This window comes from Hydrocoleum sp. CS-953 (assembly GCF_002260545.1).
Classification (GTDB): Bacteria; Cyanobacteriota; Cyanobacteriia; order Cyanobacteriales; family Microcoleaceae; genus Trichodesmium.
Genome location: NZ_LGSU01001365.1, coordinates 1 through 11,171 on the forward strand (window position 1 = coordinate 1; position 11,171 = coordinate 11,171).

General features: G+C 36.5%; 12 protein-coding genes and 2 pseudogenes. 4 read left to right on the plus strand and 10 right to left on the minus strand.

Annotated elements, in window-relative coordinates:
* Positions 1 to 151: 151 nt before the first annotated feature.
* Positions 152 to 589 (plus strand): NUDIX domain-containing protein, encoded by a 438-nt coding sequence (locus AFK68_RS26250; RefSeq protein ID WP_094676424.1) that lies wholly within the window; start codon positions 152 to 154, stop codon positions 587 to 589.
* A gap of 431 nt (positions 590 to 1,020) precedes the next feature.
* Here AFK68_RS26250 and AFK68_RS39860 read toward each other — a convergent pair.
* Positions 1,021 to 1,320, minus strand: a pseudogene (locus tag AFK68_RS39860) (hypothetical protein); the annotation flags it as partial.
* Position 1,321: 1 nt separating this feature from the next.
* A pseudogene (locus AFK68_RS46545) lies at positions 1,322 to 1,815 on the minus strand (DJ-1/PfpI family protein); the annotation flags it as partial.
* A 299-nt stretch (positions 1,816 to 2,114) separates the two neighbouring features.
* Between AFK68_RS46545 and AFK68_RS26260 the strand changes: the two are divergent.
* From AFK68_RS26260 to AFK68_RS26270, 3 genes are all read left to right on the plus strand, one after another.
* A complete protein-coding gene (locus AFK68_RS26260) occupies positions 2,115 to 2,585 on the plus strand; it encodes a GNAT family N-acetyltransferase (protein ID WP_094676428.1) in 471 nt (156 codons plus the stop codon).
* A gap of 211 nt (positions 2,586 to 2,796) precedes the next feature.
* On the plus strand, positions 2,797 to 3,039 hold the full coding sequence (locus AFK68_RS26265) for a TIGR02450 family Trp-rich protein (protein ID WP_094676444.1): 243 nt from the start codon (positions 2,797 to 2,799) through the stop codon (positions 3,037 to 3,039).
* A gap of 370 nt (positions 3,040 to 3,409) precedes the next feature.
* A complete protein-coding gene (locus AFK68_RS26270) occupies positions 3,410 to 4,024 on the plus strand; it encodes a hypothetical protein (RefSeq protein WP_094676430.1) in 615 nt (204 codons plus the stop codon).
* Positions 4,025 to 4,429: 405 nt separating this feature from the next.
* On the opposite strand, the gene AFK68_RS26275 is transcribed toward AFK68_RS26270, so the two are convergent.
* The 8 genes from AFK68_RS26275 to AFK68_RS26305 form a co-directional block, all read right to left on the minus strand.
* A complete protein-coding gene (locus tag AFK68_RS26275) occupies positions 4,430 to 5,761 on the minus strand; it encodes a DUF4910 domain-containing protein (RefSeq protein ID WP_094676432.1) in 1,332 nt (443 codons plus the stop codon).
* Positions 5,762 to 5,783: 22 nt separating this feature from the next.
* On the minus strand, positions 5,784 to 6,512 hold the full coding sequence (locus AFK68_RS26280) for an SDR family oxidoreductase (protein WP_094676434.1): 729 nt from the start codon (positions 6,510 to 6,512) through the stop codon (positions 5,784 to 5,786).
* 23 nt (positions 6,513 to 6,535) lie between these two features.
* Positions 6,536 to 6,979 carry a hypothetical protein gene (locus AFK68_RS39870; protein ID WP_210407633.1) on the minus strand — a complete coding sequence of 148 codons (444 nt, stop codon included), beginning with the start codon at positions 6,977 to 6,979 and terminating at the stop codon, positions 6,536 to 6,538.
* On the minus strand, positions 6,939 to 7,478 hold the full coding sequence (locus AFK68_RS39875; RefSeq protein ID WP_210407634.1) for a hypothetical protein: 540 nt from the start codon (positions 7,476 to 7,478) through the stop codon (positions 6,939 to 6,941). Before AFK68_RS39875 ends, AFK68_RS39870 begins: the two co-directional genes overlap by 41 nt.
* Positions 7,479 to 7,528: 50 nt before the next feature.
* Positions 7,529 to 8,095: a dTDP-4-dehydrorhamnose 3,5-epimerase gene (gene rfbC / locus AFK68_RS26290; protein WP_094676436.1), complete on the minus strand. Its 567-nt coding sequence runs from the start codon at positions 8,093 to 8,095 to the stop codon at positions 7,529 to 7,531.
* 9 nt (positions 8,096 to 8,104) lie between these two features.
* On the minus strand, positions 8,105 to 8,791 hold the full coding sequence (locus tag AFK68_RS26295) for a PIG-L deacetylase family protein (RefSeq protein WP_210407635.1): 687 nt from the start codon (positions 8,789 to 8,791) through the stop codon (positions 8,105 to 8,107).
* Entirely contained in the window at positions 8,755 to 9,552 is a 798-nt protein-coding gene (locus tag AFK68_RS26300) for a glucose-1-phosphate cytidylyltransferase (protein ID WP_094676440.1), read from the minus strand. Before AFK68_RS26300 ends, AFK68_RS26295 begins: the two co-directional genes overlap by 37 nt.
* A 140-nt stretch (positions 9,553 to 9,692) precedes the next feature.
* A complete protein-coding gene (locus AFK68_RS26305; protein WP_094676442.1) occupies positions 9,693 to 10,955 on the minus strand; it encodes a class I SAM-dependent methyltransferase in 1,263 nt (420 codons plus the stop codon).
* Positions 10,956 to 11,171 lie beyond the last annotated feature (216 nt).

The window sequence follows — 11,171 nt, forward strand, 5'->3', positions numbered from 1 at the left end:
TAATAATATATAAAAACAACTAATATTAACTATGAAAAAATATTATATTTTAGGAGGAGTATAAGCTGAAAATTGGAAATCAATATTAATTTGAGTATTCTCCCTAATGTTTAGTATGGGAAATAGATTTAGTTGAGATGAATTCAGAAAAATGCAATCAGAAGTAAGATTAAGAGTAGCAGTATTAGGATTATTTGTGGCAGATGCTCAAGTGTTATTACTGCATCAAATGACAGACCCACAGCCTAATTGTTGGGACTTACCAGGAGGAGGTTTACAACCACAAGAGACTCTAATGGAAGGACTAGCACGAGAGATAAAAGAAGAAACTGGGATTACAGATTTTCAAGTAGAACGACTGCTGACAATAGCAGAGGAATTTTTCCCTGAAGGAGAAGGGAAGCTACTTCATGCTTTAAATATTATTTATCAGTGTAGAGTCGAACCGAAACCAACCAAGCTTAGTAGTGACGATCCAGAAGTTGGACCTTTAGGAATTCAGTGGATAGCGATCGCAACTCTGACACCGGAAAAGTGTTCAAACAGAGCGTGGGAAGCATTGCAAGCAGCAGGTTTAGTGTCAACTTAAGTAATTTATCAAAAGTTAGACCTCCCCAACTTGATACCCTTCAAAGAGGATCGGCTAGAAGGGGAGACAGTTTTAGTATGATTGATTAATCAGAATTGATATAAAACAAACTACTGAATACTAAAACTAATTAGGATTTTGGGAAAAAGCCTTATGGGTGAGGGTAGGAGTCAACCCACTCCTAAGCCAACCCACCCCCGCCCCTCCCAGGAGGGGAAGTCAGGAGTCAGGAGTCAGGAGGAATGGGGAATTATAGAGGAGTTAGTCGGAAGAATTTTCCCTTGATTTTTTCGTCCTCGCCCGATTAAAATGCTAACTTTTTGCAGCTCTAGAGACCAAAAAGCTGGCACTTTTTTCGAGCTAAAAAGGCTAAAGCCTTTATCTTTCAATGCTTTGAGATTTAATCAGCAAGCCCTAATTTAAAAAAAAATTCACACATCACATCCAATTGCTAAAGCAGTTTTTCTAGTTGCTGCCAAAGATGCCTCTAATATTGGTTTTCCTAAATCTTTCACTTGTTCAACTAAAGCTGCTCCTGCTACTTCTGGAGAACCAGCATCAAAAGGTGGTGCAGGGTTGTACTCCAACAACAGTTGAATTGTTTTAGCCATTTCTTCCCCACAAAGTTGACTCGCAACCGCCAGTCCAAAATCAATACCAGCCGTTACTCCACCCCCAGTAATTCGGTTTCGATCAATAACAACTCGTTCTGTTCCTACTTCAACTCCTAANAGTCCAAAATCAATACCAGCCGTTACTCCACCCCCAGTAATTCGGTTTCGATCAATAACAACTCGTTCTGTTCCTACTTCAACTCCTAACATTGCTAACTGGTCGCGAAAAGCCCAATGACAAGCAGCTCGGTAGCCTTGCAGTAATTCAGCAGCAGCTAATATTAGAGAACCAGTACAAACTGATGTAACAAACTTGGCTGTTTTTCCCTGCTCTCGTAAAAATTGTAAAACCTCCTGATCCTGCATCATTTCAATTTGTCCTGGACCTCCAGGAATACACAGAACATCTAAATTTGGACATTGCTCGAAAGTGAGAGTAGGCAAAATTGTCAAACCATTAGCACTGCGAACGGGTTCTAAGTTTTTCCAAAGCATTAGCACCTGAGCATTGGGAATAAATGAGAACACTTGAAAAGGTCCAGTTATATCAAGTTGAGTCATATCTGGATAGATAACTAAACCAATCTGATATTGCTCAGTCATATCTGTCATAATTTAATGTATATTGTTTAGGTTAACAAAACTAAGTTATCTTAAAAAGTTAATTGTGAGGCTAGTATCCAAATAGGTACTTTTAACCAAAAATGAGCAGTCCGCGCATAGGTTGCGGGTAATCAAAAAGTAGATAAAAAAACCGAAACTCGTACCTGTTCCCTGTTCCCTGTTCCCTGTTCCCTAAAAGCGGTAAGATTTTTATACACAAATAAAATAGGATTGCTATAGTAGGATATAAGCTCAAAGTTAAATTGCTACAATAATAAGTTTGGCAACTAAAATTATTGAAAGTTTCAATGGCAGAAAATATTAATATCAGAACAGCAAACTCACAAGAAAATTCTGTAATTGCCAAACATTTTTATCTAATGTGGCAAGATATTGGTGTTCCTCAAGAGTCTCTTCAATCTAACTGGTTAGAAATTACTAAAGAATATATTCAGCAAGCTAGGCAGCAACTATTTTATCAAGCCTTTATTGCCGATATAAATAATACAATAGTTGGTTCAGTTAGCTGTCAAATATTGCCTGATTTGTATCCCAATATCCTCAAACCAGAATATCGAAAACAGGGTTATATTTGGGGAGTTTATGTTGAACCAGATTATCGCCGTCAAGGAATTGCTAAAAAATTGATGGGAGAAGCTATTACTTACCTCAAATCTCTTAGTTGTACTCAAGTTATTCTTCATGCTTCCCCTCAAGGCAAATTTCTATATCCTCATCTTGGCTTTGATGAAAATAATGAAATGAGGTTAGACTTATAGTAAGCATTCAGCATTCAGCAGTCAGGTATCAGGTTAATTCATTGCCTTTTGAGTAGGAATTAGTATTCATAGATTTAAGGAGAATTAAAAGTATTGGAAAAAAATTGACCTTAACTGAGATAATGTATATTCATTATTTATGAAACAGCTAAAAGCTAACTGTTAATAGCTGAATGCTTACAAATTATCTTTACTTTCTTTTTTGTTGAAAATGCCAAAAAAACAAAAATTTCCTTATCTTCTTGGTTCTAAATGGACAGCAACTAAAAAAACTTGGGGATGGCGACATTTCCAAGTCGTAAATCGTAAAAATCAAGGTCAATGGGTATTTGCTGAAATGGTAGCATCCTGTGACTCTACTGTGAGATTTTGGCTAAATGCTAAACAATTAAAAGACCGCTCTCTTTGGCAACCTGGATGGCAATCAACCCAAGAGTTAGAACCTCTTGAATAATAAAAATGGATACCAGTTTATGAGATTGTTTTCTTTCAGTCTGTTTACAGCAATTCCCGCTGTCCGTGAACTACCGATTTAGCGGGCAAGATGCCCGCACCACAAGAATTTTACTATTCACGCCTTGTACATAATTGATCCGAAATATGCTGTAATTTCCAATAACATAATACTATCTTTAACCTCAAAATTTTATAGCTATTTCTCCAGAAACTCTAACAAAATTTTACTCAATAAAAATTATTTAAAATGGATTATGAGNTTTATATGACTCAAAACAAGTCCGAAAAATACTATCTTTAACCTCAAAATTTTATAGCTATTTCTCCAGAAACTCTAACAAAATTTTACTCAATAAAAATTATTTAAAATGGATTATGAGCATTTAAAAAAGGCGATTAAATTATTAATAGAAGCAACCCAAAATTTAGAAGATGTTGTCAGTGAAAAATCTACAATTTCCGCAAATAATCAAACAGTTGAAACTGCTAAAGAAACTATCAAAAAAGCTATAGCAGAAATGTCTGCTGCGGTAAATCCTCCAGTCACAAATCATATTCCCGATGAATTTTTAGCCAAAGCAGAAAATTTAGGTATTCCCTTAGATGATATTGAGGTTATAGTTGCTATTTCTGAACATCATCCTAGTCAGTTAGCGGGTGTATTAGCAGAAATTGAAAATCGGGCAGAAAATATTAGACGTAGGCGAGAATATTTTCTGATCCGATTACCAGAAATGCCAATAGAAAAATTAGGTTCTCGACTACCAATTGTCAAAGTTACTGATTTTAATTGGCCAGAAAAACCGATTTCTAAAGAATATCGAGAGGCAATTAAAGCTAAATACAAAATTGATAGACTGATGAAAAAACGATCTGATTCTAGAACATCTATTTTTGCCAAAATTCAAGCTGCGGAGGAATATTTAGGTCAATCTCAACCAGGGGAAAATGATTCTGATTTCGATGAAGAAATCCCATTTTAAGTAGACATGATGGATGTCATATTAAGACCGATAGCATTGGTGTGATTAGATGTTGTAGAGGCAAATGACCATTTACCCCAAAAAGAGGGAAGAGAATTGAGAAAGATTTAGCAATGATTTGGCAATTATTGAAGATAGAACATTTTTTGGCATTGCTGAAATGTAATAGTAAGTAGCTGAAGGTAAAATTGAAAAACTTATGTTTTGCGTTGATACTTAATCTAAAAATCATTACCATTCAGCAACACCCATTTTTGATACCGAATTAAGCGAATTTGATATTATATCATGTCTCATTGAATAACTGTAATAAAGAATCTTTCCCCAACCTCGTAGGGACGTTGCATAACAAAAATGCGTTTCATGTCGCATAGCGAAACGTCCCTACATTCCGGTTAATTAATGTTACTTGATATTACTCTCTAATAGCAAACCATTTTCCAATAATGCATCAGCGGCTTTTTTAATCTCATCAAATGCCATTCCCGACCTTTTAGCAATATCTAACAATGTATATTCCCCATCGGATAAATTTAAAACCCACAGGATTGCCATTTCATTTAATTCACTATCTTTTTGACCACCAATTGCCCTGTATAAACCTCTTTTACCCAATTGCGGTTCGCATTTTTGGTTTTGGTTTACATAGATTTTATTGTTGTCGAGAATCTGTAATATCGACATACATTTATAGAAAGAATCAGCTACATATTCGGGTTGCACAAAAGTCAAATTATCTGCTGATGTATGATATTCAGGAAAACTGCCATGAGGCGATCGCATAAAACAGCCTACAGCTAAATTAAATCCTGGTGAACAATATTGACGCTCATCATAGCCATAGGGAAAAAAGTCGATAATTTTATAATCTTCAGCCGTATTATTAAGAACATAAGAGACAATATTATCAATTTCAGTGTCACCACGACGGCTTTTTTTGTAAGTAAAATTACCATTATCTCCCAAACAAGTTAATACTAAACCATGTTTGATTTTAGAAACATTTTTTTCATTTACAGATAGCCAGGTAATTGAACCAATGGTTCCGGGAATAAAAACAAACCGATAAGAATAGTATGGTGTAATTTGACTGAGATGTTTTGCTAAAAAGACAGCAATTGATATTCCCGAAAGATTGTCATTACAAAGGGAGGGATGACAAGCATGGCAAGAAATTAACACCTCATCTGTAGTTTTTCCTGGTATAAAATATTCACCATAGGTGAGATGACCTGGTTCAAGGGAGGAATCAATATAAACTTCATATTCCTCATCCTGCAATTCTAAATATTGGTTATGAGTCAAACAAAATCCCCACCTTTCTTTATAGTAAGAAGTCCGGTAAGGTATCCAATTGGGATGTTCTGGAATTGTAAATAAATGTTCTTTAAGTTCTGCAAAAGATACTTTTTTATGAACTGGAATACTGTAGTTCATAATATGTAGATTTGAATTAGCAAAATCTACAATTTTCTCCCCTTGAGAGTTTTTAATGTAAGCATCTTTAATATTCCATTCTTTCGGAACAGTCCAGTCAAATACTTGAGTTCCTGTTGGTATTTCATGGATTTCTAATGGAATATGTTTTTGGATAATTTTCAGAGTTTCTCTAAAGCCATTTCCTGTAATACTGCGACAGATAGGATATAGTTCAGAGATTAACTGGTAAAGTTCTTGACCCATCTGATTTGATGATTGTGTTTTTAGAGTCGGGACTATGGGTGTTTCAAGAAACATGGTTATCTAAATGTAATTTTAATTAAATAGGTTTTGCAAACGGTCGGAGGTTAATATCAGTTACTTCAACAGTTCGAGGTAAACTAAGAGCATTGATGACTACAGAAGCTATGTCCTCTGGCTGCATGAGACGTTCGGGATGATAGGGTTTACCCTCCATTTCATGAATATTTGCTTGTCGAGGAGTAGCAGTGCGTCCAGGGAATATACTCAGGACTCTAACCTGTTTAGTATTTACTTCTTCTCGCAGACTGTCAGCGATCGCTTTGAGGGCATGTTGGGTAGCAGCAAATTGACCCACATTAGCCCTTGCACCTAGGATAACACTGGAGTTAATAAACACAATTTGTCCCTGACTTGATACAATCATGGGGAGTAAAGTCTGTGTCAAAAGATAGGGAGCACGAACATTATTTTGATAAAGCCAGTCGAGTTTTTCAACAGAAGTCTCTTGAACAAGCCCCATTGAAAATGCTCCTGCACTGTGAATGAGCAAGTCAACCTGTCCAAAATCTCGCTCAAGATTTGTTTTCAACTTGCCAATATTTTCACCTACACTCAGATCGATACTATAGGTAAGAACTTTGGGCGCAGTTTTTTGAGCGATCGCAGCAACTGCTTCCAGTCTTTCTACATTCCGCCCTACCAAACCGAGCTTTGCACCTTGTAACGCTAAATTCAAAGCGATGGATCTGCCAATACCACTACTCGCTCCTGTGATAACTGCAATCTGATTATTTAAAACTGGCATGAATATAACTCCATTGATGACAATTAAGTTTTAACAACGGTAGGAGCAATCGCAGGTGTTTGGGGAGTCTGTACATTTGTAAATGATTTTTTGTCATATAACGCGACCAAAGAATCTGAAATTGGACACAAGTCAGTACTCCGCAAGAAGTCACCCAGGGAAGTTCCCGTGCAAGCAGAATCAATATTAGGAGCGCCCCGTTGAGCCATCGCGTCATCAAAGTGTACCGTTCTAAAGTCGATACTGAAACGAGTATAGCCTGAAGTATTGGGGACAGTAGAATGCATCTGTGCCCCTGAAAATAGAATCATCCCACCAACTTTTGTGACTAATCGTAGTTGTGGATCTAACTCTAGAGGTTCTTCTGGATGGGGTTGCTTGCGTGTATCCGTTTTAATGTGCTTCGCAGCATTTTTGCGACTTTCTTTATTCCACTGGGCATACATAATTGTAGTCCCTTGACCCATTTTTCACTGGCTGACTCCAATATCGGGGATGGAATGCCATGCCATTCTCCGATGTAATCTCGTAAACTGGAAGCCACCAATTAATTTGGCACTGAGGAGCAGAGTACCAAGTATCACGGTGGGGATGGAAAGCATAGGCAATACCACTGCTAAGATAGCCATCACTTGTTGCCGTTCTCAGTCTTGGTACGTCAAAGTAGGTTTTATTTAAGTCACATCCACTCTCTTGCAAGATCCCCTGAATGAGTTGTTTTGATTTTGGATGGTGGATAAATGCTGGCTTGAGCTTCGCTAAAATCGCCACAAAATCTTCCACAGGTAAACTGTGTTGAGCTTCTCTGGGATCTAAAGGAGCAAAGGCTTCCTCTGCCATTTCACGGGCAAGATCGCAGAGGGATATCGCGCTAGGACAAGGAGAAAATACGAATAGATGTCCGTTGTATAGATGCTCTCTTCTGACATCATCACTAATAGTAGAATCGAAAAAAATTGTACTCATTTTAGCCATTCCTCAGCGACTTTCAAAATTATTGCTTTGAAGTCTTATAATTATGTAGTTACGGTTATATTCTCTTGAGAGTTATTAGAATTTGTAAATGATGACCAAGCTAAATCTTTATCAGAAATTTCACTCACAGGCAAAGGCCATTTAATACTAAAAGCTGAGTCGTCATAACGATAACCGGAGGCATATTCTGGGGCATAGAAATCACCCATTTGGTATAGTACTTCAGTCTCATCAGCTAGGGTTTGGAAACCGTGGGCAAAGTTATCCGGTACATAGAGAGCCCGGTGATTTTCAGATGTTAATTCGACTCCTATATGGCATAAGTAAGTAGGAGATTCTGGACGTAAATCAATAATTACATCATAGATAGCCCCTCGGATACAGCGAACTAACTTTGTTTCTGTGGAGGGATGTTTTTGATAATGCATACCTCGCATAGTTCCTTTTTTATTGTTAAAAGAAAGGTTACATTGAACAACTGTAGGTTTCAATCCATGAGCTTCAAATTCATTGACGCAAAAAGTACGAGCAAAAAAACCTCGACTATCCTCTTTTTTATCTAAGTCGATAATGAATGCGCCTCGTAGCTTAGTTTCTGTGAATATCATCTGAATTGATTAAAAAACTATTTTGCGGCCATAAAATGCTTCAGCATATTTACTTGGTGAATTAGACTCAATACCCCTAATTCTGAGAATTGAACGAAAAGTTTCTTCGATAAACCATTGCTTATTATTCTGGCTTTGAAAGGCATCCAGAATGTACTGAATTTTTCGGCGACAGAGTATATCATCCAGATGCACAAAAAAATTGGGAATTCCTAAATCACCATCATATTTAGGAATTTCGTATTCTAAAATTAAATGATTTCTAAAAGTATTCCAGGTTAAATCAGAAATTAAGCGATGGTCTTGGTGACGGTCGTCACGGTAATGAGTGAAAATCAAATCTGGTGAAAATTCTTGCTTTAATTGTTCAAAGCACTCTTTCATCTCTATACCATGGAAAGGCAGAAAGCCATCTCGGAAATTTTTAATGATAATTTTCTTTGCCGATACTTCTTTTAAGAAGATATTGGCACTTTCAGTGGCTTCCTGCGCTCTTTGCTCATTAGAGCTAAAAACTACCCAATATACGGTGATGTTATTGTATTTTTCAATTAGTTTTAAAACTGTACCTCCACAGCCGATTTCAATATCATCGCAATGGGCACCAAAACAGAGAATTTTGTACTCAGATTCTTCTGTTTTGTTAAACTTAATTTCCATCATACATGGGATACCTCTAATTGTTGATCTCTCCATACTTCCCAAGGTCTTTCACCACGAGCATACATATCATCCAATTGTTGCTTCTCTTTAAAAGTATCCATAACCCCGAAAAAGCCTGTATACTTGTAAGCAAAAAGTTGCTCTTTGGCAATCAATCTTTCAAAAGGCTTCAGGACAAGTTCTTCCCCTTGATTAATATATTTAAATATCTCTTTCTTAAAGATGAAATATCCGCCATTAATCCAAATATCGCGCTGGGTGACATCCTTAAAATCTTTCACCAAACCTTGTTCATCCATGTCAACTAAGTGAAAGCTTTGACTTGGTTTAACACATAAAAAACTAGCAATTTTATCACGCTTATAAAAATCATCAATATGTGTTGGCAGATGTAAGTCTGTCAAGCCATCACTGTAGTTAGCTAGGAATACTTCTTCTCCTTCTAGATATGGTTCAATTGCCTTGAATCTTTGACCAATATTGGCAGTTAAACCTGTATCTACAAAGGTGATATTCCAATCTTGGATATCTCGATTAAAGAGTTGCATTTGACCCCCATTTGAGAGAGTAAAATTATTAGAGAGCCACTCATTATAATTTAAAAAATAGCTCTTAATCATGTCAGCTTTGTAACCCAAGCATAAGATAAAATCTTTATGACCATAGTGTGCATAGTATTTCATTACATGCCATAATATTGGTCGATAACCAATATTCACCATCGGCTTGGGAATGCTGTCTGAATATTCTCTCATTCTGGTTCCAAAACCGCCACAAAATAGAACTACTTTCATTTTTTTATTTTCCTTTTTTTAAACTATTAATTAAGCAAATTTTAATTAGGCTATTCCACTTTTATATATTCAATTAAGGAAACAACCATTTCTCTTTTTGGAAGAGGATTACCTCTACTGAAATTCAGAGTATTTCTGAATTAAGGGTAAACTTTTACTTCCGGAATTGGGACAACAAATTGACCACCCCAATCCCGAATGTAAGTCATTTGTTTCATAATTTCCTCCTGCAAATTCCAGGGCAAAATTAACACATAGTCTGGTTTAGTTTCTTGGATTTTGTCAGGATGAAAAATTGGAATATGAGTTCCTGGTAAAAATAGACCTTGTTTGTAAGGACTACGATCTACTGTATAGTCAAGAAAATCAGTGCGGATACCACAGTAATTTAAGAGGGTATTTCCTTTTCCAGGAGCACCATAACCAACTATTGATTTTCCTTCGCGTTTAGCTTTAATTAAGAAATCAAGCAATTTACGTTTGGTTTCTTTGACTTTTTCCCCAAAGGAAAAATATGTTTCTAAGTTTGTAAAACCAGCCGCTTCTTCTCTCGCTCTGAGTTCTAATACTTTTTCACTCACTGCTTGAGAAATATTTTCCGTATGACGAGCATAAATTCTTAAAGAACCGCCATGAGTGGGTAATTCTTCCACATCAAAAATAGTTAAACCGTGAGTGGCAAAAACTTTTTCTACGGTAATGAAAGAGAAATAAGAGAAGTGTTCGTGGTAGATAGTATCAAACTGATTTTCTGCCATTAACCGCATCAAATGGGGAAATTCCATTGTAATTACTCCCTGCGGTTTGAGGATGATTTTCATCCCTTTGACAAAATCATTAAGATAGGGAGTATGAGCAAGGACGTTGTTACCTAACAATAAATCAGCGCTTATTCCCTTCTCAACTTGTTCTCTAGCTGTCTCCACCCCAAAGAACTTCACAACCGTGGGAATACCTTTTTCGACTGCTACCTTGGCTATATTTGCTGCTGGTTCTATTCCCAATGTAGGGATACCTTTGGCAACAAAATATTGCAATAGATAACCATCGTTACTGGCAATTTCCACTACCTGACTTTGGTCATTTAATTGGAAACGTTCTGTTACAAGATTAACATAGTTTTTGGCGTGTTGCAACCAGCTATCAGAGTAGGAGGAAAAATAGGCATAATCGCTAAAGATATTTTCAGGAGTAATATACTCTTGCAACTGAACTAAAAAGCATTCCTCACAAACATAAGCATGTAAAGGATAAAATGCCTCCATCTCATTATGCTGTTCCGGTTTGCGATAGCTTTCGCAGGGAGGAGACATTCCCAAATCTACAAATGTGTGACGTAATTCTGTGCCACAAAATAGACAGTTGCCTTGATGTAAATTTTTGTTATTTTGATGTTCTTGCATTGTTAAATATGAAAATTATATTATAGTATAGTTATAATTAAAGCTTGTAGTAGGGCTTTAGCCCCAAATTATAGATAGGGTTAAAGCCCTACTACAAACAAAAACTTTTTTATCAGTTATTATCGGGACATGATATAACCCCCCTTTTTCAAGCTATCCCTGATCAGGAACTCCTCAAACATTTTTTTGATAGGGAGATGGGGAGGGATGGGGAGA

What these genes read in the sequence shown, in the direction of transcription:
- AFK68_RS26250 (WP_094676424.1), top strand. Translation starts at nt 152, where the DNA reads ATGCAATCAGAAGTAAGATTAAGAGTAGCAGTATTAGGATTATTTGTG.
- AFK68_RS26260 (WP_094676428.1), top strand. Translation starts at nt 2,115, where the DNA reads ATGGCAGAAAATATTAATATCAGAACAGCAAACTCACAAGAAAATTCT.
- AFK68_RS26265 (WP_094676444.1), top strand. Translation starts at nt 2,797, where the DNA reads ATGCCAAAAAAACAAAAATTTCCTTATCTTCTTGGTTCTAAATGGACA.
- AFK68_RS26270 (WP_094676430.1), top strand. Translation starts at nt 3,410, where the DNA reads ATGGATTATGAGCATTTAAAAAAGGCGATTAAATTATTAATAGAAGCA.
- AFK68_RS26275 (WP_094676432.1), bottom strand. Translation starts at nt 5,761, where the DNA reads ATGTTTCTTGAAACACCCATAGTCCCGACTCTAAAAACACAATCATCA.
- AFK68_RS26280 (WP_094676434.1), bottom strand. Translation starts at nt 6,512, where the DNA reads ATGCCAGTTTTAAATAATCAGATTGCAGTTATCACAGGAGCGAGTAGT.
- AFK68_RS39870 (WP_210407633.1), bottom strand. Translation starts at nt 6,979, where the DNA reads ATGGGTCAAGGGACTACAATTATGTATGCCCAGTGGAATAAAGAAAGT.
- AFK68_RS39875 (WP_210407634.1), bottom strand. Translation starts at nt 7,478, where the DNA reads ATGAGTACAATTTTTTTCGATTCTACTATTAGTGATGATGTCAGAAGA.
- rfbC (WP_094676436.1), bottom strand. Translation starts at nt 8,095, where the DNA reads ATGATATTCACAGAAACTAAGCTACGAGGCGCATTCATTATCGACTTA.
- AFK68_RS26295 (WP_210407635.1), bottom strand. Translation starts at nt 8,791, where the DNA reads ATGGAGAGATCAACAATTAGAGGTATCCCATGTATGATGGAAATTAAG.
- AFK68_RS26300 (WP_094676440.1), bottom strand. Translation starts at nt 9,552, where the DNA reads ATGAAAGTAGTTCTATTTTGTGGCGGTTTTGGAACCAGAATGAGAGAA.
- AFK68_RS26305 (WP_094676442.1), bottom strand. Translation starts at nt 10,955, where the DNA reads ATGCAAGAACATCAAAATAACAAAAATTTACATCAAGGCAACTGTCTA.